The organism is Leisingera caerulea DSM 24564 (genome assembly GCF_000473325.1).
Taxonomy (GTDB): domain Bacteria; phylum Pseudomonadota; class Alphaproteobacteria; order Rhodobacterales; family Rhodobacteraceae; genus Leisingera; species Leisingera caerulea.
This window is the reverse complement of the sequence record NZ_KI421513.1, coordinates 1,191,843-1,216,026: the sequence shown is the minus strand read 5'-3', so window position 1 is coordinate 1,216,026 and position 24,184 is coordinate 1,191,843. Positions and strand designations below refer to the sequence as shown.

At 60.8% G+C, this 24,184-nt stretch carries 29 protein-coding genes; 14 read left to right on the top strand and 15 right to left on the bottom strand.

What is annotated here, in order from left to right; all coding sequences use genetic code 11:
* The first annotated feature begins 10 nt into the window (after positions 1-10).
* From flgK to CAER_RS0113290, 3 genes are read left to right on the top strand one after another with little or no spacing between them, the layout of a single operon-like run.
* Complete coding sequence (gene flgK, locus CAER_RS0113300) at positions 11-1,459, top strand: flagellar hook-associated protein FlgK (protein ID WP_027235813.1); 1,449 nt, start codon at positions 11-13, stop codon at positions 1,457-1,459.
* Between the two features lie 3 nt (positions 1,460-1,462).
* A complete protein-coding gene (locus CAER_RS0113295; RefSeq protein WP_027235812.1) occupies positions 1,463-2,470 on the top strand; it encodes a flagellin in 1,008 nt (335 codons plus the stop codon).
* Positions 2,467-3,573, top strand: coding sequence for a flagellar basal body P-ring protein FlgI (locus CAER_RS0113290; RefSeq protein WP_027235811.1), 1,107 nt, complete (start codon positions 2,467-2,469; stop codon positions 3,571-3,573). Before CAER_RS0113295 ends, CAER_RS0113290 begins: the two co-directional genes overlap by 4 nt.
* A gap of 470 nt (positions 3,574-4,043) precedes the next feature.
* Here the strand turns inward: CAER_RS0113290 and fliP are convergent, their stop codons facing one another.
* The 4 genes from fliP to fliF are packed head-to-tail and all read right to left on the bottom strand — an operon-like array spanning position 4,044 to position 7,342.
* A complete protein-coding gene (gene fliP, locus CAER_RS0113285) occupies positions 4,044-4,787 on the bottom strand; it encodes a flagellar type III secretion system pore protein FliP (protein ID WP_027235810.1) in 744 nt (247 codons plus the stop codon).
* The gene (locus CAER_RS0113280; RefSeq protein WP_027235809.1) at positions 4,784-5,080 is read right to left on the bottom strand and encodes a FliM/FliN family flagellar motor switch protein; all 297 of its coding nucleotides are present in this window, start codon (positions 5,078-5,080) and stop codon (positions 4,784-4,786) included. The genes fliP and CAER_RS0113280 overlap by 4 nt, the downstream gene beginning before the upstream one ends.
* Positions 5,073-5,672: a FliH/SctL family protein gene (locus CAER_RS0113275; protein ID WP_027235808.1), complete on the bottom strand. Its 600-nt coding sequence runs from the start codon at positions 5,670-5,672 to the stop codon at positions 5,073-5,075. The genes CAER_RS0113280 and CAER_RS0113275 overlap by 8 nt, the downstream gene beginning before the upstream one ends.
* Positions 5,672-7,342 carry a flagellar basal-body MS-ring/collar protein FliF gene (gene fliF / locus CAER_RS0113270; RefSeq protein WP_027235807.1) on the bottom strand — a complete coding sequence of 557 codons (1,671 nt, stop codon included), beginning with the start codon at positions 7,340-7,342 and terminating at the stop codon, positions 5,672-5,674. Before fliF ends, CAER_RS0113275 begins: the two co-directional genes overlap by 1 nt.
* A gap of 119 nt (positions 7,343-7,461) precedes the next feature.
* Here fliF and CAER_RS0113265 point away from each other — a divergent pair, with 119 nt between their 5' ends.
* The 10 genes from CAER_RS0113265 (at position 7,462) to CAER_RS0113220 (ending at position 17,241) form a co-directional block, all read left to right on the top strand.
* Positions 7,462-7,986: a flagellar basal body-associated FliL family protein gene (locus CAER_RS0113265; RefSeq protein ID WP_027235806.1), complete on the top strand. Its 525-nt coding sequence runs from the start codon at positions 7,462-7,464 to the stop codon at positions 7,984-7,986.
* A gap of 9 nt (positions 7,987-7,995) precedes the next feature.
* Positions 7,996-8,442 carry a hypothetical protein gene (locus tag CAER_RS0113260; RefSeq protein WP_027235805.1) on the top strand — a complete coding sequence of 149 codons (447 nt, stop codon included), beginning with the start codon at positions 7,996-7,998 and terminating at the stop codon, positions 8,440-8,442.
* Positions 8,442-9,056 carry a MotE family protein gene (locus CAER_RS0113255; protein WP_027235804.1) on the top strand — a complete coding sequence of 205 codons (615 nt, stop codon included), beginning with the start codon at positions 8,442-8,444 and terminating at the stop codon, positions 9,054-9,056. Before CAER_RS0113260 ends, CAER_RS0113255 begins: the two co-directional genes overlap by 1 nt.
* 78 nt (positions 9,057-9,134) lie before the next feature.
* On the top strand, positions 9,135-10,004 hold the full coding sequence (motA, locus tag CAER_RS0113250; protein WP_008553318.1) for a flagellar motor stator protein MotA: 870 nt from the start codon (positions 9,135-9,137) through the stop codon (positions 10,002-10,004).
* Entirely contained in the window at positions 10,001-12,457 is a 2,457-nt protein-coding gene (locus CAER_RS0113245; protein WP_027235803.1) for a hypothetical protein, read from the top strand. Before motA ends, CAER_RS0113245 begins: the two co-directional genes overlap by 4 nt.
* Positions 12,458-12,584: 127 nt before the next feature.
* A complete protein-coding gene (locus CAER_RS0113240; protein ID WP_154667777.1) occupies positions 12,585-12,899 on the top strand; it encodes a hypothetical protein in 315 nt (104 codons plus the stop codon).
* Entirely contained in the window at positions 12,892-14,985 is a 2,094-nt protein-coding gene (gene flhA, locus CAER_RS0113235) for a flagellar biosynthesis protein FlhA (protein ID WP_027235801.1), read from the top strand. The genes CAER_RS0113240 and flhA overlap by 8 nt, the downstream gene beginning before the upstream one ends.
* Positions 14,982-15,761 carry a flagellar biosynthetic protein FliR gene (locus tag CAER_RS0113230; RefSeq protein ID WP_027235800.1) on the top strand — a complete coding sequence of 260 codons (780 nt, stop codon included), beginning with the start codon at positions 14,982-14,984 and terminating at the stop codon, positions 15,759-15,761. The genes flhA and CAER_RS0113230 overlap by 4 nt, the downstream gene beginning before the upstream one ends.
* Positions 15,758-16,846 (top strand): EscU/YscU/HrcU family type III secretion system export apparatus switch protein, encoded by a 1,089-nt coding sequence (locus CAER_RS0113225; RefSeq protein WP_027235799.1) that lies wholly within the window; start codon positions 15,758-15,760, stop codon positions 16,844-16,846. The genes CAER_RS0113230 and CAER_RS0113225 overlap by 4 nt, the downstream gene beginning before the upstream one ends.
* Entirely contained in the window at positions 16,843-17,241 is a 399-nt protein-coding gene (locus tag CAER_RS0113220; RefSeq protein ID WP_027235798.1) for a hypothetical protein, read from the top strand. Before CAER_RS0113225 ends, CAER_RS0113220 begins: the two co-directional genes overlap by 4 nt.
* A 78-nt stretch (positions 17,242-17,319) precedes the next feature.
* Here CAER_RS0113220 and CAER_RS0113215 read toward each other — a convergent pair whose 3' ends face one another.
* Genes CAER_RS0113215 through CAER_RS0113175 form a run of 9 tightly spaced genes read right to left on the bottom strand, consistent with a single transcriptional unit; the run spans position 17,320 to position 21,890 of the window.
* Positions 17,320-17,817, bottom strand: a complete 498-nt coding sequence (locus CAER_RS0113215; RefSeq protein WP_027235797.1) for a flagellar basal body-associated FliL family protein — start codon at positions 17,815-17,817, stop codon at positions 17,320-17,322.
* An 8-nt stretch (positions 17,818-17,825) separates the two neighbouring features.
* Complete coding sequence (gene flgH, locus CAER_RS0113210) at positions 17,826-18,566, bottom strand: flagellar basal body L-ring protein FlgH (protein ID WP_027235796.1); 741 nt, start codon at positions 18,564-18,566, stop codon at positions 17,826-17,828.
* A complete protein-coding gene (gene flgA, locus CAER_RS0113205) occupies positions 18,566-18,988 on the bottom strand; it encodes a flagellar basal body P-ring formation chaperone FlgA (protein ID WP_027235795.1) in 423 nt (140 codons plus the stop codon). The genes flgH and flgA overlap by 1 nt, the downstream gene beginning before the upstream one ends.
* Positions 18,988-19,773, bottom strand: coding sequence for a flagellar basal-body rod protein FlgG (gene flgG, locus CAER_RS0113200; protein ID WP_027235794.1), 786 nt, complete (start codon positions 19,771-19,773; stop codon positions 18,988-18,990). The genes flgA and flgG overlap by 1 nt, the downstream gene beginning before the upstream one ends.
* Positions 19,774-19,783: 10 nt before the next feature.
* Positions 19,784-20,500, bottom strand: coding sequence for a flagellar hook-basal body complex protein (locus tag CAER_RS0113195; protein WP_027235793.1), 717 nt, complete (start codon positions 20,498-20,500; stop codon positions 19,784-19,786).
* Positions 20,500-20,772, bottom strand: a complete 273-nt coding sequence (locus CAER_RS0113190) for a flagellar biosynthetic protein FliQ (protein WP_027235792.1) — start codon at positions 20,770-20,772, stop codon at positions 20,500-20,502. Before CAER_RS0113190 ends, CAER_RS0113195 begins: the two co-directional genes overlap by 1 nt.
* A gap of 3 nt (positions 20,773-20,775) precedes the next feature.
* Positions 20,776-21,072, bottom strand: coding sequence for a flagellar hook-basal body complex protein FliE (fliE, locus tag CAER_RS0113185; protein ID WP_027235791.1), 297 nt, complete (start codon positions 21,070-21,072; stop codon positions 20,776-20,778).
* A 22-nt stretch (positions 21,073-21,094) separates the two neighbouring features.
* Positions 21,095-21,487 (bottom strand): flagellar basal body rod protein FlgC, encoded by a 393-nt coding sequence (flgC, locus tag CAER_RS0113180; RefSeq protein WP_027235790.1) that lies wholly within the window; start codon positions 21,485-21,487, stop codon positions 21,095-21,097.
* Between the two features lie 13 nt (positions 21,488-21,500).
* Entirely contained in the window at positions 21,501-21,890 is a 390-nt protein-coding gene (locus tag CAER_RS0113175; protein WP_027235789.1) for a FlgB family protein, read from the bottom strand.
* A gap of 88 nt (positions 21,891-21,978) precedes the next feature.
* On the opposite strand from CAER_RS0113175, the gene CAER_RS0113170 reads away from it, so the two are divergent.
* Positions 21,979-23,307: a FliI/YscN family ATPase gene (locus CAER_RS0113170; protein ID WP_027235788.1), complete on the top strand. Its 1,329-nt coding sequence runs from the start codon at positions 21,979-21,981 to the stop codon at positions 23,305-23,307.
* Between the two features lie 49 nt (positions 23,308-23,356).
* Here the strand turns inward: CAER_RS0113170 and CAER_RS29730 are convergent, their stop codons facing one another.
* On the bottom strand, positions 23,357-23,500 hold the full coding sequence (locus CAER_RS29730) for a hypothetical protein (RefSeq protein ID WP_154667776.1): 144 nt from the start codon (positions 23,498-23,500) through the stop codon (positions 23,357-23,359).
* A 28-nt stretch (positions 23,501-23,528) separates the two neighbouring features.
* Entirely contained in the window at positions 23,529-23,951 is a 423-nt protein-coding gene (locus CAER_RS30785) for a DUF1217 domain-containing protein (protein ID WP_154667775.1), read from the bottom strand.
* Positions 23,952-24,184 lie beyond the last annotated feature (233 nt).

Sequence of the window (24,184 nt, the reverse complement as noted above, 5' to 3'; positions counted from 1 at the left end):
CAGGCTGAACATGTCTATTTATTCCGCCCTTAACAGCGCCATGAGCGGTCTGAGCGCGGCCGGCCGATCCTCGCAAGTGGTCTCAGAAAATCTGGCCAATGCGCTGACACCGGGGTACACGCGCCGGGTTCTGGATCTGAACAGCCCCGGCGCCGGTGTTCCCGGCGTTCAGGTCGGCAATGTCCAGCGCATGAATGATCCCGTGCTGATCTCCAACCGCCGGGTTGCCGAAGCAGAATACGGGGCCGCCAAGGCGGAGGCCGATTTCTTCAGCCGGATGTCCGATCTGGTGGGCACGGTTGATGATGAGATGTCGCTGGCGTCACAGCTTTCGGATTTCGAGTCGTCGCTGATCGAAGCGGTTTCGCGACCGGATTCGCAGCCCCGTCTGAATGATCTGGCAGTGAAGGCGAACACCCTGGCGGACTCAATCTCGCGCACGGCCGAAGGGTTGCGGGACCTGCGGATCAATGCGGACAGCGCGATCAGCAGCCAGGTTGACACAGTGAACCAGGCTCTGAAGGAAATTGAAAAGCTCAACGCCCGTATCATGGTGGTGGAGGCCGGCGGCATGGACGCCGTTGCAATGCAAGACCAGCGTGACCAGCTGATCGATCAGGTGAACGGGATCATTCCGGTCAATGCTGTCCGCCGCGGCAATGGCCAGGTCACGCTTTATTCCACTGGCGGGGTGATGCTGCTGGATCACAAGGCATCTGAGCTGAGCTTTACGCCGTCGCGGGATATCATGCCGCATATGACCTTGGGTAACGGCATGATTTCCGGTCTCCAGGTGAATGGCAAAACAATCGACACCAGTCCGGGCGGTCCGCTGCGCGGCGGCACACTGACCGCGCAGTTTGAAATCCGCGATGTCACAGCGGTGGAGGCCCAGGAGGATCTGGACGCCATGGCTGCCGATCTAATCGAACGGTTCCAGGACCCGGCGCTGGATGCCACGATCGGGGCCGCAGATGCGGGAATTTTCACCGATGATGGTTCTTTCTTCGATCCGGTGAACACTGTTGGCATATCCAACCGGATCGAGCTGAATGACCTGGTGGCTTTGGACGGCACAGGTGAGACCTGGCGGTTCCGCGATGGCCTTTACGCCGCGGGCCCTGGGGACCCGGGCGATTCAAGCCTGCTGCAGGCCTACTCCGACGCATTGAACACCACCCGCACGGTCTCCTCGGTCGGGCTTGGCACCGCAGACATGACGGCTGCAACGCTGAGTGCGAACCTGTTGTCCAGGTTTGCCCAAGACAATGAAACCGCAGCGCGTGCCTCGACTTTCGCCGCCACCAGTTTCAATGAGCTGAGCCAGGCGGAACTGGCCCTGGGCGTCGATACCGACGCCGAGCTGCAGAACCTGATGCTGGTTGAGAAGTACTATGCCGCCAATGCCCGTGTGCTCAGCGTTGTCGATGAACTTATGGAAACACTTTTGAGGATCTGACCCATGATTTTGAATTCATACGGCGATATGGCGCAGCACCTCTTTCTTCGCAGCCGCAACACGGAGCTGAAGGAAAACGTCACCACTCTGTCCGAAGAATTTGCGACCGGAAAATCGGCTAATCTGACCGAACGGCTGGGCGGCGATTTCACCTATCTGGCAGATCTGGAAAGCTCGCTGAACCGGATCGACAGTTATATGGTTGCCAATGGCGAGGTGCAGTTGTTTGCCACCGCCACGCAGGGCAGCCTTGAAAAAGTGAACAGCCAAGTGCAGGCGATGCGCAATGACATCCTGAGACTGTCGCCGGCCGTGGATGTGGAAAACGCGGAGCAGTTTGGCAGCCAGGCCAAGAAGAGGATGTCCAGTGCTATTAACCTGATGAACACCTCAGTTGGGGGGCGGACGATCTTTGCGGGCACTGCGACGGATACCAAGCCGCTGAACGACTCCGGCACGCTGATGACGGCCATCCTTGCGGAAGTGTCGGGGCTGACAACCAGCAATGACATCATTCAGGCCGTCAAGGACTGGTTCGACGACCCGGCCGGTTTCGACGCGGTCATGTACCGCGGCTCCACGACGTCGCTGCAGCCGGTTACTGTCGGAGAAGGGGAGCAGGTGACTTTGGGTATCCGCGCCGATGATGACAACCTCAAGCACACCCTGCAAAGTTATGTCATTACCGCTTTGGCGGATGAGCCCAGCCTCGGCCTGACCGATGACGTGCAAATAGATCTGGTAATCCAGGCCAGCAGCGAGCTGTCTGAAAGTGATGACCGGCTGGTGGATCTGCAGGCTGATGTTGGTTTCATCGAGGGGCAGCTTGAGGCGGTCAATACCCGCAACGAAGCCTCGAAAACCAGCCTGAGCATCGTCAAAAACAACCTGGTCTCTGCCGATCCGTATGAAACCTACACCAGGCTTCAGGAAGCACAGACGCAGCTCGAGGGACTTTATACCATCACCGCCCGCAGCTCTCAGCTGTCCCTGCTGAAGTATATCTCATGATGTTTTTTCTGCGTCTCTTCTTTGCGTGCCTGTTTCTGCTGCCCGCGGTGGCGCAGGCAAATACCATCCGGCTCAAAGATCTGGTGGAATTCGACGGCGTTCGCGGCAATGACCTGGTCGGCTACGGCCTGGTTGTCGGCCTGGACGGCACCGGTGACGGATTGCGCAATTCTCCGTTCACCGAAGAGATCATGTCCAACATTCTGGAACGTCTTGGCGTCAATGTGACCGGCGAGCAGTTCCGGCCCAAGAACGTGGCGGCGGTCTTTGTGACTGCCACCCTTCCGCCCTTTGCCCGCGTCGGCAGCACAATTGACGTGACCGTTTCGGCCATCGGCGATTCCAAGAGCCTGATGGGCGGAACATTAATCATGACCCCCCTGAACGCCGCGGACGGCCAGATTTATGCCGTCGCCCAGGGGACGATCCTGGCTGGCGGCACGGTGGCCGAAGGCGAAGCTGCCACGGTTACTCAAGGGGTGCCGACGGCAGGTGTTATTCCGTCTGGCGCCCGTGTCGAGCGGGAGATCGATTTCGACCTGGCCTCGCTGAGTTCCATGCGGCTGGCGCTGCGGGAGCCGGATTTCACCACCGCTGGCCGGATCGAACGTGCGATCAACAACGAGTTTGGCGGTAATGTTGCCCTGATGCGGGATTCCGGAACCGTCGAAGTCGATATCCGCCGCACCAATACCCGCTCAACTGCGCACGCGGTGGGCCGGATCGAGAATATCCTGGTCGAGCCTCAGCGCAAGGCACGGGTAGTGGTCGACCAGCGCTCCGGCACTATCGTGATGGGCAGCGACGTGCGCATTTCCCGTGTGGCGGTCGCTCAAGGCAACCTCACCCTGCGGATCGAAGAGACGCCGCTTGTTGTGCAGCCCAATCCGTTTGCGGATGGCGAAACGGTTGTCGTGCCGCGTACCGGTGCTGCCATTGAGGAAGAGGAGGGAATCCAACTTGCAGAAGTGCCGGAGACGACCTCGCTTTCGGAAGTCGTGGCAGGCTTGAATGCCCTCGGAGTGTCGCCACGGGACATGATCGACATTCTGAAAAGCCTGAAGGCCGCTGGGGCCTTGCATGCGGAATTTGTTGTTCGCTGACAGGTTCGGCAATCCTGGCAGGAAACAGCCCGGCTTCAACTGCTGAAGCCGGGCAATTTTTTTCTGGCTGCTAACCAATTGGTCCCGGCTTTCACTAGGCTGCCCCTGCAGAATAGGCAGTGTGCTTGGTCTTTGCTTGCAAACCCTGCGAAGCGCTGCACGGACAGGGATAGCCTCTTTAAGTGTTTGGAGCGTTAAGGGTTTTGACTGGTCCGAGAGACAGCTTTCTCGCACTTGGGCTCACCTGTGCGGTTGCGCAATACGGGGCCGGTAACGCCCCGCCGCTGGCCACGGTCTGAGCCAGAGGTCAGAGAAGCCGGCCGGGGCCATGCCGGACATCATGCAACTCCAGCCTGCTTCCTGCGGATATCCACGAATACGACTGCTGCCGGAGGCCGGAGTGCTCGCACAGCAAAAAGCCCGGGTCACACATTGTGCCCGGGCTCTTTGCTTGTTCGCGTATTGGAAAGTCAGGGGTAGTAGCTGCGCACAAGGGCAGTGGCGATCAGGCTCCAGCCGTCGGCAACGACAAAAAACGCCAGTTTGAACGGCAGGGACACGATGGCCGGGGGCACCATCATCATACCCATCGACATCAGTATCGCGGCGACCACCAGATCGATCACCAGGAACGGCAGAAAGACCAGAAACCCGATCTGAAAGGCGCGCGCAATTTCCGACAGCAGGAAGCTTGGCACGAGTGCGGACAGCGGCGCCTCCGGCACCGGGTCCATGCCCTGTGTTTCCGGCCTGAGATCCGCAATTGCGTAAAACGTGTCCGGATCCAGCCGGTTGGCCATGAAGGCCCGGAACGGCTCCAGGCTGCGCGAGATGGCCTCGCCCGGCTCTAGCTGCTCCTGCAGCAGCGGGCTGATCCCGCTGTTCCAGGCGTCGGTAAAGACCGGCTCCATCACGAAGTATGTCAGAAACAGCGCCAGGCTGATGATAAGCATGTTCGGCGGCGCCTGCTGCAGTCCGATGCCCTGACGCAGGATCGACAGGACAGTCACCAGGAACGGAAAGCAGGTGATCATGATCAGCAGGCCGGGGGCCAGGCTGAGCACGGTAATCAGCAGAATCAGCTGGATCGAGCGGGCTGAAATCGACTCGCCGTCTGCCAGCGAAAGGCTCAGTTCTTGAGCCAGGGCGGTCTGCGGCAAGGCCAGCAGAAGCGCTGAAACCAAGGCCGCCCGCACAAAGGTCGTGTGTGTCATCCCAAACCGCTTTGCAGATCGGCAATTTCCGTCAGGCGCACGGCCAGCTGTCCGGCCTGCTCTCCTTCCAGTTCTTCCAGCTGGCCACGGGCGACCAGCCGGTCCCCGACATAGAGGTCGACCGGATCTTCAACCCGCTTGTCGAGCGTCAGGATCGCATTTTCCCCAAGGCTGACCAAATCGCGGATCAGCGGCCGGGCCTTGCCGACCGATACAACCACTTCGACGGGAACCGAAACAAAAGGGTTGCTTGCGTCAGCGGCTTTCATGTTCAGATCGGCGGCGTCATCCATATTGGCTGTCCTCTTTCGCGTGATAGGTGAAGGCTTCAATCGAATCTTCGATCGATTCGAGAAGGGCGTTGCAATTGATTTCGCATTCGGTGCTGCCAACGCTCAGATAGGCCTGGCCGGAGGACAGCGTGCTGTCTTCCCGTACCGTAACCGGGACGGAAAAATTCTGCGGCAGGAGGCTGCGCACCGGTGCCCCTTCGCCGGGAGACACCACGATTTGCATCGGCTGGTCTGTCTGTCCTTTTGCCATTCCGGCAAGCTGGTCAACAATGTGATGGCCGAAGGAGGCTGCCATCGCATCCGGCAATATTGCGCTGGTCAGAACCTTAAACATCGGATCCAGCGAATCGAGCAGCTGTGTCTGCGCTTCGTGATAGGTAAAGCTCAGGTCTTCCAGCGAATTGGCCAATTCGGCCGAGATCCGGATGGTTTCCTGATCCTTGGCTGTCACTGCATCATCCCAGCCGGCGCTGTAACCTTTTTCAAAGGAGGCCAGCCGCTGTTCTTCTATGACTTCTTCGGAGACCGCTGCCACCGCAGGTTCAGCGGGCGTTTCAAATCCGAAGTCCTCAAGCAAATGCGCAATCGTCATCAAGCTTGCTCCTTATTTTCTTCCAGCCAGCCGCGCAGAATCTGAACGGTTTCCTCCTGCCGTTCCCCAATCATGCTGCGCAGGCGGTCGACGGGGTCGTCCATGCCGCCGCCCAAAGCCGGCAGTCCGGCGGCGCCCATCATGTCGCCCGTGCCCATGGCCGGCAGGCCGCCCATCGGTTCGAATTGCCCGGTTTCGTTGTTTTCGATTTCACCGTCGAGCGCGAGTCCCGCTCCAAGGTCCGGCGCAGTCATGAAGCCGTCGCCGCCTACCCCGGGCAACCCGGGAAGGTCACCGCCATCCGGGCCTGGCAGGGCAGCGACCGGAGCGGCCTGGTTCGAGAGGATCGGGCGCACTACGAAAAGGCCCAGGATCAGGCTGACAAGGGCCAGCGCGGCAATCTGGATCAGCGACATTGCGTCAAAGTAGAGGTTGTCGAAGAAGGAGGCGGTGGCCACCGTGCCCTTCGGCTCTACCGCCGGCAGCTCCATGGACTTGAGGGTAATAACGTCGCCTCGCTCCGCGTCAAAGCCGACGGCGGCGGAAATCAGCTCCCGCATGGCGGCCAGTTCGTCCTCCGGCCGTGGCTGGAAAACGCTTTCCCCGGCATCGTTGGTCACGGCGGTGCCGTTGACCAGAACCGCGACCGTCAGGCGCTTGATGGCACCGGGCCCCCTGAGGATCTCTTTTTCGGTTTCGGAGATTTCATAGTTGATCCGCTCGCGGGTTGCGCTGGTGTTGGCCTTGGATCCCTGGCCTGAGGCTGCATCACCATCCGGAATATTGGAGGCAACGGTGACTTCACCCGCCTGGTTGGTCGAAGAATCGGCGCGCTCCTCGACATCTGTGCTGACGGCGACACGGCTTTTCGGGTCTACGCGCTTTTCCCGGATCGATTCGGTGTCGGTTACGGTTTCAACACTGACCTCGACCACGGCATTGCCCTGGCCGACGCGGGCCTCGACAAGACGCATCACCCGCTCGCGAAGTGTCTGCGAACGGTCATCTGTGCCGGCGCCGGCTGCAGCGGTGGCATCCGCAGACCCGATCAGAGCGCCATTGGCGTCGATCACGGCTACGTTTTCCACCGCAAGACCGGTCACAGCAGAGGACACCAGGAAGCGGATCGCATTGGCTTGCGCAGGCGTGATCGGCGATCCCATCGGCACGATGGATACCGATGCGGTGGGTTCAACCGTGCGCTGGAAGGGATTTGAACCGGTGTTCGCAATATGCACCCGCGCCTGGCTTACATGCGGGCTTGCGACAATGGTTCGGGCCAGTTCGCCTTCTTTGGCGCGCCAGTAGGCGGCGTCGAACATCTGCGAGGTGGTGCCGAAACCGCTGAGCGAATCGAGCAGCTCATACCCTTTACCGCCGTTGGCCGGCAGGCCCTCGCTGGCCAAAGTCATCCGCAGTTCGTCACGCTGCGTCGACGGCACGTAGATTGAGCCGCCACGCACTTCATATTGGGTGCCGCGCTGTTCCAGCGACCGCACCACATCTCCGGCCGAGCCGCTTTCCAGCCCGGCATAAAGCAGTGTCATTGATGGCTTGCTAGCCACATGGGACATCGCAATGACGCTGAGAATCATGATTACCGTGGCACCCACGGCAATCAGACGCTTCCGCATGTCCATTTCTGCCCAGACATTCTTGATCTGCTGCACATTAACCTCCGTCGCACCGGCATTCTGTCCGGCGTGCAACCCTTTTGACGGATCGGCCTTAACATTCGGTTAGTTCCTCGCAGGTTATGAAGAAGCTGCACGACGTTTTAGGGATAGCCATGACAGACGCTGCAGTAGATACAGAAGCAGAAGCCCCGGCCAAGAAAAGCAAACTGCCCCTGATCATCGGGGTGGTGCTGGCTCTGGCGGGGGCGGGCGGCGGATTCTTTGCCGTTCAGTCAGGCCTTCTTCCCTTTGGTCAGAAAGCAGCGCCAGAACCGGCGCATGCGGCCGAAGAGGCGCCAGAAGGCGTGGACACTGGTGAGACGGCGGAGGATATCGCCAATCTCGCCTTTATCGAAATGGACCCGATTGTGATTACCCTGCGCAAAGCCAGCGGTATCAAGCACTTGCGGTTCCGCGCGCAACTTGAGGTCGACCTGGCGCACCAGGCCGAGGTCGAGAAAATCCTGCCGCGGGTTATCGATGTCCTGAACAGCTACCTGAGAGCACTGGAGCTTGAGGATCTGACTGATCCGATGGCTCTGCCGAAACTGAGAGCGCAGATGCTGCGGCGGATCAATATTGCCACCGGCCAGGGCCGGGTGCGCGATCTGCTGATCATGGATTTCGTACTGAACTAGGAGGACAGGATGGACATTATTGCTGATATCCTGCTTGCGGCCGGAGCGCTGGGCGCCGGATTCTATTGTCTGGTGCTGTCACGCAGGCTGAAGCGGTTCAATGACCTTGAAAAGGGCGTGGGCGGCGCGGTTGCCGTACTGTCTGCCCAGGTGGATGACTTGAATAAGTCGCTGCAATCGGCGCAGCAGGTGTCTGACGGCTCCAGCAAGGCGCTGCAGCAGCTGACGGGCCGCGCCGAGTCGGTGGCTCAGCGGCTGGAGCTGATGATGGCGTCCATGCATGACATCCCCGAGGCCGGAACTGCGGCCCCGCAAGCGGAACCCGCTGCGGAAGATGAAGCGATGGCCGCCGCCTATGAGGCCGACTCGAAGCCGGCCGCGGCAGATCAGGAAGAGGCTAAGCCCTCGGGCCTGATGTTTGTCCGCCATAACCGCAGCCAGAACCGGGTGGCGTAATGGCGAAGACGGCAACTAAATCCAAGCGCTTGCGGCGTGGCGGCACGCTGATGATGCTGGCGGTTCTGCTGATGGGCTCTGCCGCAGTGCGGCTGGGCTTGGAAGCCGGGCCTGCGATCGCCCGCGAAGTGGCCAGCCTGAAGGAGCCGGGCATCGAAGAGCCGGCCCACAAGGGAGAGCCGCAGCGCGAATCAATGCCAACCTCGGCTGAGCTGCAGACAATGCTGGCGGCCTTCCAGGAGCGGGAGCAGGCACTGGCCGCCCGCGAAGCGGAGATCCAAGACCGGATGAAGGCGCTGGAAATTGCTGATCAGGCTATCGACAGGAAGCTGGCGGCGCTGGAGCAGGCAGAGGAGAAGCTGCGCGCGACTCTCGCCCTCGCCGATGGCGCAACTGAGGAGGACGTGACCCGCCTGACCTCCGTCTATGAACAGATGAAGCCAAAGGAAGCTGCGGCCCTGTTCGAGGAAATGGATCCGGCATTTGCGGCTGGTTTTCTCGCCCGGATGCAGCCGGAGGCCGCGGCGGGAATCATGGCGGGCCTTAGCCCGGAAGCCGCCTATACCATCAGCGTCGTCCTGGCCGGGCGCAACGGTGCAGTGCCCAAGGAGTGACTTGGGCGCGCAAGCTTAGTCTTTCCTTAGGAAGACTCGCTTAAGCTAATAAAAACCAACGGAATTCGGAGTGGACCTATGATCGGGATTGTAGGCATAGTGGTGATCTTTGCCATGGTGTTCGGCGGATACCTTCTGGCCGGCGGCAAGATGGCGATCATTCTGAAGTCTCTGCCGTTTGAGATGATGATGATCGGCGGCGCCGCTGTTGGGGCGTTTCTGATTGCCAATGACATGGGCGGCGTCAAGCACACGCTCAAGGACATCGGAAAGGTGTTCAAGGGCCCCAAGTGGAAGCCTGACGACTACCGCGACCTCCTCTGTCTACTGTTTGCACTGATCCGAATCGCGCGGGCCAATCCGGTTGAAGTGGAACAGCATATCGAAGACCCGGAAAATTCCTCGGTTTTCAATAAATACCCCAAGATTCTGGGGGACAAGGAAGCCGTGAACCTGATCTGCGATACCATGCGCTCGGCGTCGATGAATTATGACGATCCGCACCAGGTTGAAGAAGTGCTGGAAAAGCGGATGGAAGCCAACCTGCACCACGCGCTGCACTCCAGCCATGCGCTGCAGACTATGGCCGACGGCCTGCCCGCCCTTGGGATCGTTGCGGCGGTTCTGGGTGTGATCAAGACCATGGGCTCGATCGATCAGCCGCCTGAGGTTCTGGGCAAACTGATCGGCGGCGCGCTGGTCGGGACATTCCTTGGCGTGTTTCTGTCCTATGGCCTCGTTGCGCCCTTCGCGGGCAAGGTCAAAGCCGTCGTCGAAGAAGACGCTCATTTCTACCAGCTGATCCGCGAGGTGCTGGTGGCCAACCTGCATAACCACGCAGCCGCGATTTGCATTGAGGTGGGCCGTCAGAATACGCCGTCGCATTTCCGTCCCGGCTTCTCGGAGCTGGAAGAAGCCCTCAAATCGGTGAAACAGGACGCAGCATGATCTGGCGAGCACTTGCCACGGCGGCCGTTCTTTTGACGGCCGGCACTGTCCAGGCGCAGACAGTCGTGACCCGCTCGGGTGAGCACAAGGGGTTCACGCGTTTGGTGATGCGCCTGCCAAACGGCGCGGACTGGTCGCTGACCCAAAGCGGATATACGGCAACTATCAACATTGACGCCCCTGAGGTGGTCTTTGACACATCCCGGGTCTTCAACCTGATTCCCCGCACCCGGTTGCAATCATTGGGGCAGAACGGCCCCGGCCAGCCGCTGCGGCTGCAACTGGGCTGCGAGTGCACGGTCACCTCCTATGTGCAGGAGGATGGCTACCTTGTGGTGGATATCCGGGATGGCGGTAAACCCGCACCGCAGCCGCAATACACTACGGCTAGCAGCATTCTTCCGATAACCACACCGGATACAGGCGGGGGCTACCGTTTCGGTTTTTCCCAGTCCGCCGCGGCGGACGCACGGATGGCGCTTGAAATGGCTGCCGCGGTTGCCGGGCAGTCAGAACCGGGACGCACAGTCAGGCCACAGGACAGCACCCTGGTGCCGAACCCGGAAGCTGCGCCTTCTGGGGCGGAGGAACAGGCGGCAGAGGATATTGTTCTGCCGTTGGATCGCAGCAGCGTCCCTTCAGCAGACGAAGGCGCTGCCCAAGGGATGCTGCCGGAGCTTACGGACGCCGGATTGCTTCTTAGTATGGAGGAGACTGAACGCGCTGCGGTGGTCAAGGAATCCGAGCAGCGGTTGCTGCAGCAAATCGGTCGGGCAGCAAACCAGGGACTGGTGAGCGTGGCGGCGGATGGGCCGCCAGGCGCCGGCACGGCTGCCGGCCTCGATCCTCTGGGCCGTACGGACCGGCCCTTGAATCCGCTGGACCACATCTCCGTTACTTCTGCAATCGACCGTGAAACCGGTTTGATGGCGGCCCTGAGCGACGGCAGCAATGAAGCCCTGCACTGTATTCCGGACAGGGACGTGGCGATCCACCATTGGGGCAATGAGAGTCCGTTTGCCGATCAGATCGGACCGCTGCGCAGCGCGCTGGTCAGGGAATTCGACGACGTCAACCCAGCTGGAGTTTACGCTCTAGCCCGGATCTATCTCTATTTCGGCTTTGGGGCGGAAGCCCGTTCTATGCTGGCGATGCTGCCGCCCGCGGAGCAGGCCAGCCAGGATGCGGCCTTGCTGGACGCGATGGCAGTGCTGATGGATGGCACGGATCTTCCGCCCCAACACCCGTTTTCGGGACAGCAAGCGTGCGAAAGCAACAGCGCGTTCTGGGGCGCGCTGGCTGACGGTGCGGTGAAGAAAAACGCGAACACCGATGCTATACAACAGGCGTTTTCCAAGTTGCCCACGCACCTCAGAGTGCATTTGGGTCCGCGGGTCAGTAAAATGTTTGCCGAAGCCGGTGAGCATCATGTCGCAGAAGCGGTGCTGCGGGCTGTGGACCGGACCGGAATTGAAGAAGTGCCGGAGATCAACCTTGCCGAGGCGGCGATTGCCGAACTTGCGGGCGACACAGAGAAAGTGGCTGAAGAGCTGACCAGCGAAGTTGCGGAGCGCACGGGGAATGCACCGGCTGCGCTGATTGACTTGGTTGCTCTCAGTGTGAAAGAGCGCAAGGCGTTGTCGCCTGATGTGCCGGACCTGATTGCCTCCTACGAGCTTGAAAACCGTGACACGGAGCTTGGCGTCGAACTGCGCAGGGCTCAGGTTTCGTCGCTTGCGCTGATGGGACAGTTTCACGAAGCGTTTCAGGAACTTAAGGGGCTGACGGAGCGGGATGGCCCAAGTGCGCGGGCTGCGGCGCTGGAGCCGTTGATGGTACTGCTGGCAGAACGCGCGGATGATGTGACTTTCCTGCAGTACGGACTGGTGTTCGCCGGACAGGCAACGGCGGCTGAGGCGGCTCCTGTCGCCGTGCCAGTGGCCCGCCGGCTGCTGGATCTCGGATTTGCCGACTACGCTCAGGAACTGCTCAACAAGCTGTCCCTGGCCCCGCAGGATGAAACCCGCCGCTTAATGATGGCCGAAGCCGCGCTCGCCCTGGACAAGCCGCACCGGGCGCTGGTTGAACTAATGGGGCTGGACGGCTCCAGGGCCAACCGCCTGCGCGCCGAGGCTTTGTGGCGCAACGGCGAATATGGCCGCGCCGGGGAGTATCTGCTGGCAGAGGATGAGAAAGACGCAGCCGCCCGCGGCTTCTGGCACTCGGAAGACCTGGGGGCGATAGAAGAAATCGAGCCGGAGGAAGGGGCGCAATTCGGCACAGTCGCCTCTGTCACAACCAAAATCGGCGAAACCGTCAAGGATCCGGACAGTTTGCCGCCGCTGGCTTATGCGCGGGCGCTGGTGGAGAGCAGCGAAGGGACGCGGGGCGGTATCGCCGATTTGCTCAACCAGATCGGCACGGCACAGGACGCTCCTGAAGAAGAACGGTGATCCGGAACTTTTTTGCTGCGTTCCGGCCGCCCCGCCCGGGGCGGCCTTTGCTATTCGCTGATAACACTTTGTCAACTGGCTGCTGGTAACCTGTTAGGCGGGTGAATCCTGATCTGGAACGGGCAGAATGCCGGAAAACAACTCGATACTTTGCCCGCAAGGGCTGCGTTCGCGCGCAACGCACGCTGTACGCGGGGCTATGGCCATCGCCAGTGCCCTTTTCACATTTCTCTTCAAAGACGCTACCCACCGGCCTGCGCCGCCAGATGCTGCCACGACGCTGGCCGTTGCGGGCGGGCCTGCTGACAGGCCGGCAGCCGGATGGCTGCTTTTGGTGCTGCCGCTGCGGCACCGGAGGGCCTTGGGCAGCCAGTCCCTGGCGGACTTCCCGTCTATCAATCAATTGAATGCATTCAAGAAATGGGGCCTGTACTGTGCCTAAGCTAACGACGGAACAAGTTTTCAGCCCTACTGTCCTGCTGGCGCTGGCGCTGATGGCGATCATCGTGATGATGATCCTGCCAATGCCGGCCTGGGTGCTGGACGTCGGGCTGGCAGCCTCCTTTGCGCTTGCCATCCTGATTTTCACCATCACCCTGTTCATTGAAAGACCGCTGGATTTTTCGTCTTTTCCAACGGTTCTGCTGGCGTCGCTGATGCTGCGCCTGTCACTGAACGTCTCCTCCACCAAGCTGATTATCGGCCAAGGCCATTCGGGCACCGATGCGGCCGGCAATGTGATCGAAGGATTCGCCCAGTTCGTCATGGGGGGCAGTGTGTTCCTCGGCCTGGTTGTTTTCGGGGTGCTTTTGATCGTCAACTTCATGGTGATCACCAAAGGCGCGGCGCGGATGGCCGAAGTGGGCGCGCGCTTTGCACTGGACGGGATGCCAGGCAAGCAGCTGGCGATCGACGCGGACATGTCCGCGGGCGCCATCGACCACCAGACTGCCAAGGAACGGCGCGAGCGTGACCAGCAGGAAACGACCTTCTTCGGCTCGCTGGACGGTGCGTCGAAGTTCGTCAAGGGGGACGCAATCGCTGGTCTCCTTATCACTTTGCTGAACCTCGTCATGGGGCTGATCATGGGGGTGCTGGTCCACGGGATGCCTGTTGGCAGCGCGTTTGAGACCTATGCCATTCTGACGGTCGGCGACGGCCTGGTCTCGCAGATCCCCTCGGTGATCATTTCCATTGCGGCAGCACTGCTGCTGGCGCGCGGCGGCACCACTGGCGCCACCGATATCGCTCTGTTCGACCAGTTCGGCCGCCACCCGGCAGCGTTGACCACAGTTGCGGTGCTGATGGTGCTGTTTGCGCTGGTGCCGGGCCTGCCTTTTATTCCCTTCGTGATCGGCGGCGGGGTTCTGGGCTATTCCGCTTTCCGGGTGGCCAAGAAGAAGAAGGACGATGCAGAAGCCGAGATCGAGGAAAAGATCGAGGAAGCCGCCGATCCGTCTGCCTCGCGGCCGCTGGGCGACATTCTGGATCTCGACGATCTGCATCTGGAGTTTGCGCCCGATCTGGTCAGCATGGTGCTGGATGAAGGCACCGGCCTGGACGCGCGGATCGCGAATATGCGGTCCCACATCGCAACGACATTCGGCCTGATCCTGCCGGAGATCCGGCTGACCGATCAGCACGATCTGGAGCGGGGAACGTATGTGATCAAGGTGCAGGGCGTCGAACAGGTTCGCGGCACTCTGCACCCCGATATGGTTCTGGCGTTGATGCCCGACAACCATGATGCGCTGCCGCCTGGCACTGATGTGACCGAGCCGGTCTATGGCGCGCCGGCGCGCTGGATTTCGGCCAAGGCACAGGAACAGGCGGCGCTGGCTGGCGCTACTGTGGTCACGCCGCCGGAAATCCTGGCGACCCATTTGCTGGAGATTATCAAGCAGAACTTCAGCCGCTTGCTGACGCTCAAGTCGTTGCGCCGCCTGCTGGATGAAATGACGCAGCTCTCCGACAGCTTCCGAGCCGAGGCAAACCGCAAGCTGCTGGATGCGCTGGTGCCCGACAAGGTGCCGATGGACACGCTGCACGCTGTCCTGCGGCTGCTGCTGGAGGAGCGGGTGTCTATCCGCAACATGCCTTTGATCCTGGAATCGATTGCAGAGGCACGTCTGCACACCACGCAGCCTGAGCTGATCTGCGAGCACGTGCGCCAGCGCCTTGGGTTCCAGCTGGTGGCTGAGATGAAACGTGAGGATGGGACCATTCCGCTGATCCAGCTAGCGCCGGAATGGGAGGACAAGTTCTCAACCTATCAAGTCGATGCGCAAGGTGCGGGGCTGGACATCGCGCTGCCGCCGGATCTGTTCAACCGTCTTGCTGACGGGCTGAGCGACAAGCTTTCGACGATCACCGATCAAGGTGTGTTTGCCGCGGTGGTGACCTCGACCCGCCGCCGCCGCTATCTGAGGACGATTCTAAAATCCCGCGGCATCACCAATCCAGTGCTGTCCTTCGAAGAAATCGGCCTGGAAGCACGGCCTGCGCTTGTTGGCATGGTGCAGGCATGAACCTGGACTTCCTGCCGCCAGAGCTGGTTCTGATGCTGGGGGCAGGGTTCTGGCACGCCGCCATTGTGTTCCTGAGAGTGGCAGCGATGGTGTCGGTGTTGCCTGCAATGGGGGAGCTTTATGTGCCTGCGCGGGTTAAGCTGGCAGTGGCCGCAGCCTTTACATTCGTCGTGGCACCGGCTCTGCCTGCATTTCCTGAACCGGACAACGTGCTGGCCTACGCCCGCTTTGCGGTGACCGAAGCCATAATCGGCCTGGCCTTGGGCATCGGCGTCCGGATCTTTGTGCTGGCGTTGCAGACCGCTGGCACGATGGCGGCGCAAGCCACTTCGCTGTCGCAGGTTCTGGGCGGCATCGGAGCAGAGCCGATGCCGGCTCTTGGCGCCGTTCTAATGATCTCCGGCGTGACCCTCGCCACTATGATGGGGCTGCATGTGCGGGTTGCGGAACTGCTGATCAGCTCTTACCGGATGTTTCCGGCAGGCCAGTTCCCGGTTGCTGCCGGACTGACAGAGTGGGGTGTTTTCCGGGTTTCGCAAAGCTTTTCGCTGGCGTTCACGCTGGCAGCTCCGTTTGTGATTACCGCGGTGATCTATAACTTGACCCTTGGGGTGATTAACCGTGCAATGCCTCAGCTTATGGTGGCGATGGTCGGCGCACCGGTGATCACGCTCATGGGGCTGTTCATCCTGATGGTCGGCAGCCCGGTGATCCTGGATGTCTGGTCCCGTGCCTTGATGACCTTCTTTGCAAATCCAGGGGGCGGCATGCCATGAGCGGCCAGGACGACGACTCAGACAAGTCATTTGAGCCAACGGAACAGAAACTCCGCAAGGCCCGGGAAAAAGGCGAAGTTGCCAAATCCACCGACCTGTCGGTGGCAGCGGCTTATCTGGGCCTGATCATTGCGTTCTACACCGCGGGCAGCGGCAGCGTTGAGGGGATCGGCACTGCGCTGATGACCTACCTGGACCAGCCGGACCGGCTGGCGCCGCTGTTTTTTGAAGGCTCCGCCGCAGCGCCGGTGGGCGAGTTCATCGGAAGCGCGTTCCGCCCGGTACTGCCTTGGTTTCTTGTCCCCTTTGCGATTGTTCTGCTGTCGATTGTCGGGCAGCGGGCGATGGTCTTTGCGCCAACCAAACTGGAGCCGAAACTGTCGCGCATCTCGATCATCTCGAATGCCAAAAACAAGTTCGGACGCGCCGGCTTGTTCGAGTTTTTCAAGAGCTTCGTGAAACTGACGCTCTATTCAGTGTGCCTGGGGGTCTATCTGTCCCACAGGTTGCCCGAGATGATCGCCTCTTCCGGAACCGGCCCGCAATCGGTGGTCCTGATGCTGGCGCAGCTTTCGATGGAGTTCCTGTTTCTGGCGCTCATCATCGCGCTTGCAATCGGGATCGTCGACGCTGCCTTCCAGCACGCCGAGCACCGCCGGAAGAACATGATGTCGCGCAAGGAAATCCAGGACGAAATGAAGGATGCAGAAGGCGACCCGCATATGAAGAACCAGCGGCGCCAGCGCGGCCAGCAGATCGCGATGGGACAGATGCTGGCGGATGTGCCCAAGGCGGATGTGGTGGTCGTCAACCCGACGCACTATGCGGTTGCCCTGCAGTGGAGCCGCGAGCCCGGCGCTGCCCCGGTCTGTGTTGCGAAGGGCGTCGATGAAATTGCCGCGGCGATCCGGCGGGTTGCCAATGAACACGGGATTCCGATCCACAGCGATCCGCCGACTGCTCGGGCGTTGCACGCGGCGATCGAAATCGGCGATGAAATTTTGGAAGAGCATTACGCGCCGGTGGCTGCGGCAATCCGTTTTGCCGAGGAAATGCGCCTGCGTGCCAAAGGGAAGGTGACATGAAGCAAAAGATGCTGGATCAGATGGCAGCGGTGACCGCGGCGAAATATATGCAGGAGCACGCCAAAATTCAGCCCGTGCTGGCCCGGGAAGCGGAGCTGCGCGGCCAGCTGACCAAACTGAACGTGCAGGTGCAGGCTGCGCGCGAGCAGACCGATGGCGATCATGCGATGAAGGCTCTGGGAGCGGATCTGCTATGGCAGGGCTGGCATACGCGCACCCGGCGGCAGCTGAACCAGGAGCTGGCCAAGGCAACTGCGCAAAAACTGCGGAGCATGGACCAGCTGCGCAAGGCCTTCGGCCGCAAACATGCGGTTGAAACGATGGCCGCAGCTGAACGCAAGCGGCACAAGGCAGAGCTGGCCAAGGCCCAGATGGCCCGGCTGCTGGAAGGCTGAGGTGCAGACATCCGTACCTGGCAGCAAGAAGCCGGCCTCAAGAGGCCGGCTTTTTTAGTTTGAACCGGTGTGCTGCAGTCAGACGTCCTGCCGGGAAATCTCCATGATCAGCACATCATACACACCCTTGCCGATGTGTTTCTGCGCAGCCTCGCGCAGGGCGGTGCGCAGCGGCTCCAGCACATCAGACCGGGTGAAAGCGCCGCGGAAGCCGCCCATGTTGGCGTGGTCGAAGAGGACTTGCAGGAAGACATCGCGCAGTTTTGGCTCTAAGGTGCGGACTTTCTCACCGGTGCCTTGCTTGGCCTCCAGGCTCAGCGACAGCACTACCAGCGAGGTCAGTTGATCACGCTCCACAACAGGCACGACAAACTGATTGCTGATCTTGATGTATTCGCGCTGGTTCTCTTCGCCGTCTTCAGCGATTTCCTCTGCGGTTTCCTCGGCGGGCTTCGCAGCGCTGCCGGGTTCGGCAGCATGCTTTTCTTCAGGTGCGGGCATCAGCATAATACCGGCACCTATGCCGCCTCCGGTTCCGAGGATCAGCAGGATGACTGGCAGGAGTTTCGACAGCATAGCAACCCTCAGAACGGCAGGACAGCGTCAAGCAGCTGCTGGCCGTAGCGCGGCTGCTGGACATCGGTGATCTGGCCGCGGCCGCCGTAAGAAACGCGCGCCGAAGCAATCTTGTCATAGGTGATTTCATTCTGGCGGCTGATGTCCTGGGGCCGGACATACCCGGTCACAAGCAGTTCGCGCAGTTCGAAGTTCACCCGCAGCTCCTGGGTGCCGCTGATCGCCAGTACGCCGTTGGGCAGAACGTCGACAACGGTGGCCGCCACCCGCAACTCCAATTTCTCGCTGCGTTTCACGGAACCCTTGCCGCCGGCGGAACTGGAGCTGCCAAGCTCCACAGCGTCTGCCGAAGTGGCGCCTTCCGGCAATTTTCTGTCCAGCCGCTGCGGCAAGCCCAGAAGCTGAGGCATGTTCAGGCTTTCGGACCCCGACCGCGAACGCTGGGTGTCGTTGGAGATCTCTGCTTCTTCGTCGATCTCGATCACCACCGTCAGGATATCCCCCCGCTTGATCGCGCGGCGGTCGCCGAGCAGCGATTGCTGCGAGCCGCTCCACAGCGAGGAGCCGTCAACGGTGCGCCGGTTTTGGGTCTGCGCGGGCAGCCCTTGGTACAGCATCGCCACATGCTCCTGGCTTTCATTGGCAGGGGTGAAGGAGGGCGGCTTGCCCAGGTGGTCCATCCGGCCGCAGGCGCCTAGAAAGGCCAGCCCGAAAAGCAGCGGTTTGACGGGGGAGAATTTCATAGTCATCAGTTTACCTCGACGGAGCCGTCTTCCTTGACCCGTCCGGTGACGGTGGTGCGGGAAGAGAGATTCATGACCCGGACAGCTTCACCAGCGGCACCGCGGCCCAGGGCACGCCCTTCCGCGGCAATGGTCAGCACGCCCTGACGGAAGATCAGGGTGACCAGGTCGTTACGTTCAACAATGGCCGGCGGGCCGATATCGCCGGGCCGCAAGGGCCGCCCGGCGTAGAGAGAGACACGTGCTTCCATGCCTGTAACTTCTGCCGGGTCCGATAGCGCCCCGAGGATCTCGCCCTTTTTGAGCGCCAGGTCTTCGGGGTTCACGATTTCCTTGGCGCGGATTGTCCGCAGCGGGATCAGGTAGTCCGCCCAGGCAGGCGGAGCGCACAAAGCAGCGGCAGTGAGGCAGGCAAGAGCAAGTTTCATCAGCGCACCTGTGTAGTTGCACCCATCATCTGGTCGACAGCCGAGATGACCTTGGCGTTCATTTCATAACCGCGCTGGGCTTCGATCAGCTCCGTCACCTCGCGCACTGCATCGACCGAGCTGCCTTCCAAATAGCCCTGGCGCAGGGTGCCGAGCCCGTCTTCGCCAGCGGTGGATACAGTGGCTGCGCCCGAGGCTTCTGTTTCGGTGAACAGGTTGCTGCCGATTGCCTCAAGCCCCTTGGGGTTGGTGAAGCCGGCCAGGGTGAACTGACCCAGCAGCTGGCCCTCGGGAGAATCCGCGAAGTACCCGTAGACTTCGCCCTCGGCATTGATCGAAATGCTGGTGGCATCGTCAGGAATGGTGACTTCCGGCGACACTGCGAAACCGTCCGAGGTCACGATCAGCCCTTCGGCCGAGCGTTTCAGCGCGCCGTCGCGGGTATAAGCGGTCTGGCCGGAGGGCAGGGTCACCTCCAAGTAGCCCTTGCCGTCGATGGCGATATCCAAGTCGTTGTTGGTCTGCTGCAGCGCCCCCTGTGACAGATGCACGGACACAGCGGCCGGGCGCACACCAAGGCCAACCTGCACGCCGGTCGGCAGCACGGTGCCGTCCGAAGCATTCACAGTTCCTGCGCGCGAAATCTGCTGGTAGTGCAGATCTGCGAACTCGGCGCGGCGGGCGTTGTAGGCGGTGGTGTTCATGTTGGCGAGGTTGTTGGAGATAGTCTCCACCCGCAACTGCTGGGCGCTCATGCCGGTTGCTGCGATCTTGAGGGCACGCATCTGGATTCTCCTAGGACTTGATCAGGTTTTTGATGGCATTGCGGATGCGCTCGTCTTCTGCTTGCAGAAAGCTCTGGCCCATCTCATAGGCGCGCTGCACTTCGATCATCCGGCTGACTTCGGAAATCGCATTGACGTTGGAGCCTTCAAGAAAGCCCTGCAGGACCTTCGAGTCGAAGTTCTCCTCAATGTCGCCCTCGACGCGGAACATCACACCGTCCTCGCGCACAAGCGTGTGTTTCTCGACCGGTTTGAACAGGCCGAGCTGCCCCAGAAGGCGGCCGTTTGCGCTCAGCGAGCCGTCCGCGCCCACTTCGATCTTGCCGGCATCCGGCGGTACAAAGACCGGCGCGCGGCCTGCATCCAGCACCCGGTAGCCGTCCATTGTCACCAGATCACCGTCTGCATTCGGGGAGAAGGCGCCGGAGCGCGTCAGCCGCTCCCCCTGGGGGGTTTCGACCATAAAGAAGCCATCCCCTTCGATAGCAAAATCGAAGGTACCGCCGGTATTCGTCAGCTGCCCCTGCTGCATCGAAGTGTTGAAGATATTGGCACGCGACATCGACAAGGACGGCTGGCCGGGCGAGGATTGCACGAATTCCGAGAAGATCAGCCCTTCCTGGCGGTATCCGGTCGTCGCGGAGTTTGCGATGTTGTTGGCAATGACGCGCATTTCCCGCATCAGGCCTGACTGGCGTGAAATGGTGGCGTAACCTGCGTTTCCCATTACGAGCCTCCGGCAATCATTGGAACAACGTGGCCGTCGAAAAAGGCCACCAGAGTTTGTGTCATGAAGCCCATTGTCATCCAGAACACGACCAGGATCGCAGTCAGCTTGGGCACGAAAGTCAGCGTCATTTCCTGCACCGAGGTCAGCGCCTGAAACAGGCCAATGGCCAGACCGACCACCAGCGCGACGACCAGGATTGGCGTCGCCATGGTGACAGCGGCCCAAAGCGCCTGGCGCAGCGTGTCATAGAAGAGGCTTTCACTCATCATGGCTTAGACCGGCATCCTCAGGATTTCCTGATAGGCCTCGACGACCTTGTTGCGCACGGTGACAGCGGTTTCGACCGCCAGTTCGGTCTGCGCCAGCGCCTGCACAAGCGCATGCGGATCAGCTTGCGACGTCATCGCCTGCACCGAGACTTGCTCGCTGTTCTGCAGGGCCGCAGTAAAGTTTTCAAAGCTCTGCTTCAGTTGGGCGCCGGCACCGGTGCTTTCATGATTCGGGTCAGCTTTGGTGGCAGGGCGGGCGGCGGCATAGCCGCTGGCGGCGGAAAGGCTGCGAATATCCATTCTGGATCTCCAAAAATTTCAGTTAGCGTCTCAAAAGTTCCATCAGCGAGGCAGACATAGACCGGGTCTGCTCGAACATTTTCAGGTTAGCCTCATAGCTGCGCTGGGCTTCGCGGGCGTCGGCGATCTCGATCATCAGATCCACGTTGGAGCCTTCGAAATGACCGCTTTCGTCAGCCAGCGGATGCGACGGGTCATAGACTTTTTGCAGCTCGCTGCGGTCCAGGGTGACCCGGCCGGTGCGCACATGCTCCACATCTGTCCGAAGTTCGCGCACCGATTCGAAAGGCACTGCCTTGCGGCGGTATCCCGGCGTGTCGGCGTTTGAAATGTTCTCCGACACATGGCGCAGGCGCGCGGCTTGCGCCTTGAGACCGCTGGCAGTGACGGAAAGGGCTTTGGAAAATTCACTCATCTCTCATGCCTCCTCAGGTTTTGCCCAGGCTGGCGCGCAGGATATTCATGGAGGATTTGTAAATGGCCATGGCACGCTTGTGCTGGCGTTCCGTATCAACGCCTTTCAGCAGCTCCGCTTCGACGGAAACTGAGTTGCCATTGGGATCGCTGCCGGTTTCGTCGGAAATGACCGCCCAGTCCATCTGGCTGCCTGCGTTGCCGTTCAAATGGCTGCCGCGGGTTGCGATCATGCTGTTTGGGCGGGCGCCTGCAGCAAAGACTTCCTTGAAGGGCTTGATATCTTTGGCGTGGTAACCGGGCGTATCGGCGTTGGCGATATTCTGGGATACCAGTGCCTGGCGCTTGCCGGCATGGGTCGCCATGGAATAGGCAATCTTGAATACGTTCAATTCTGTGAACACCAGGGCTTCTCCCTTGATCGATTTCAATCAAGGCTTAACCCCGATTCCTTTAGAAATTGTTTTCAGGACACCAATGGAGAGCGCCGCCATGAAAGCAGAGCTGCAAGCACTGACCCGTCAAATTGCCAGCAAGCGCTTGGCGACGCAGATGGGCCGGGTGACTGGAATCTCGGGCGGGGAGATCGAAATCGGCGGGCTTGCTTCGGCTGCCCGGATTGGTGACCGGCTGGTGTTGCGCCGCGGTTCGAACGATGAGCTGCACGGCGAAGTCCTTAAGATCAGCGGTAATAATATCAGCATGTTGCCTGACCGGGCCCCGGATGGCGCCGCAATCGGCGATGCGGTTCTGCTGCATCCGTCGCCGGAGTTTGCGCCCAGCGATCATTGGATCGGCCGGGTGATCGACCCGTTCGGCGAACCGCTTGACGGCCGCCCGATGCTCCCGGGTTCCGTACCACGGGATCTGATGGCGGCCCCGCCCAAGGCCGCAGGACGGCGCGGCATGGGGGAACGGCTGCCCACCGGACAGGCCTTGCTGAATACGATTCTCCCAATTGTGCGCGGCCAGCGCGTGGGTCTTTTTGCAGGCTCCGGGGTGGGGAAGTCCTCACTGCTGGCCAAACTGGCGAAAGCCATGGAAGCGGATGTGGTGGTGATGGCTCTGATCGGCGAACGCGGCCGCGAGGTGAACCACTTTGTCGAAGAGGTCCTTGGGCCCGAGGGCATGCGCCGCGCTGTGGTGGTGGCGGCGACATCTGATCAGTCGGCGCTGGTCCGGCGCCGCTGCGCTTGGGCCGCCATGACCGTGGCGGAACATTTTCGCGACCAAGGCAAGAATGTGCTGTTTTTGGCAGACTCGGTGACCCGCTTTGCCGAGGCGCACCGGGAAATCTCTGCGGCCTCGGGAGAGGCGCCTGCGCTGCGCGGCTACCCGCCTTCGGTGACGCCGCTGATTACCGGGCTGTGCGAACGGGCTGGTCCTGGCGGCGATGGGCAGGGCGACATCACCGCTGTTTTCAGCGTGCTCGTGGCCGGCTCCGATATGGATGAGCCGATTGCCGATATCCTGCGCGGCGTGCTGGACGGGCATATCGTGTTGAGCCGGGAAATTGCAGAACGCGGCAGGTTCCCGGCGATCGACGTGTCGCGATCGGTGTCGCGCAGCCTGCCTGCCGCGGCCACGGCCGATGAAAACGCTGCGATCCAGGACGTGCGCAAATACTTAGGCGCCTATGAGCAATCCGAGGTGATGATCCGGGCCGGACTGTATGCTGAAGGCAATGACGCTGTGCTGGACCAGGCTGTAAAGCTTTGGCCCGAGCTGGACGCCTTCTTCGGCCGCGAAGACCCGGAAGGCATCACCAGCAGTTTCAACCGCCTGCTTCTGCTGTTGCGCCGCGCCAAGGCGGGGCGCTGAGGCGCGGCTTGATTATACAAAGAATGTGATAATCGGCGCTGGCCAAGGCTTACAGCGCCGTTTTCAGACGGCCGGTTTCGCGGATCGTACTGATCAGCTTGGCAGCAGAAAAGGTATTATGACTGAGGGGCTGCTGAGCTCGAATCCAGCGGCTCTTGCCCCGGACCAGATTGCTGCTGACCCGTTCGCCCATCCCCACCAAGCCGCGGAAAATAGCGATGTTATGGCTGCCGGTTATCGCATGAGGCCGTGATTGAATTTGTCCATTCGCCAGGCAGGCCGATCTGGTACGGAGGAGACGGCAGACCCTTTGCAGTTGCGAACAGCTCGTTCAAAGTGGGCTGTTCAGGCCCGTCGGCCCACTTGCTGACTGCTGAGGTGCCGATCTCTGCAAAGATGGGCCTGTCACGTCTACGCAACAATGAAGCCCTCAAGGATTGGGGCGGCTCGCCACCGGTGTTTCTGAGGGATTGCACCTGCTTGGTGCCGGCCAAATCTCGCATTACCCAGGCGTCGCTAGCCTCGAGCGGCCGTCGCGGGCCAAACCTTAAAACCTCACTGAATTGCGCTGTGCGGCCATCGCCAAGGCGGTTGGTCAGAGCGTTACCGGCTTGGTCTCCTTCTTGGAGGGCCCGCTTTAACAAGCCCTCTTGGAGTTATCCTCCTCCATACGTAAAGCGCCGGGCGCCACGCCCAAAAAAAACCGGGGATCGCTGATCAGATCCCCGGCCTTCTCTAGCGCTGATGATGTTTCCAAGAAGTCACACCCGCGCACACTTCAGCGCTGAATTCCGGGTGAGAACTTCGCAAGGTTTATCTCAGGCGGCGTGCAGTAGTTTCCAGCCCGCAATTCCCCCTGTCGGCGAGAGGGGCTGGA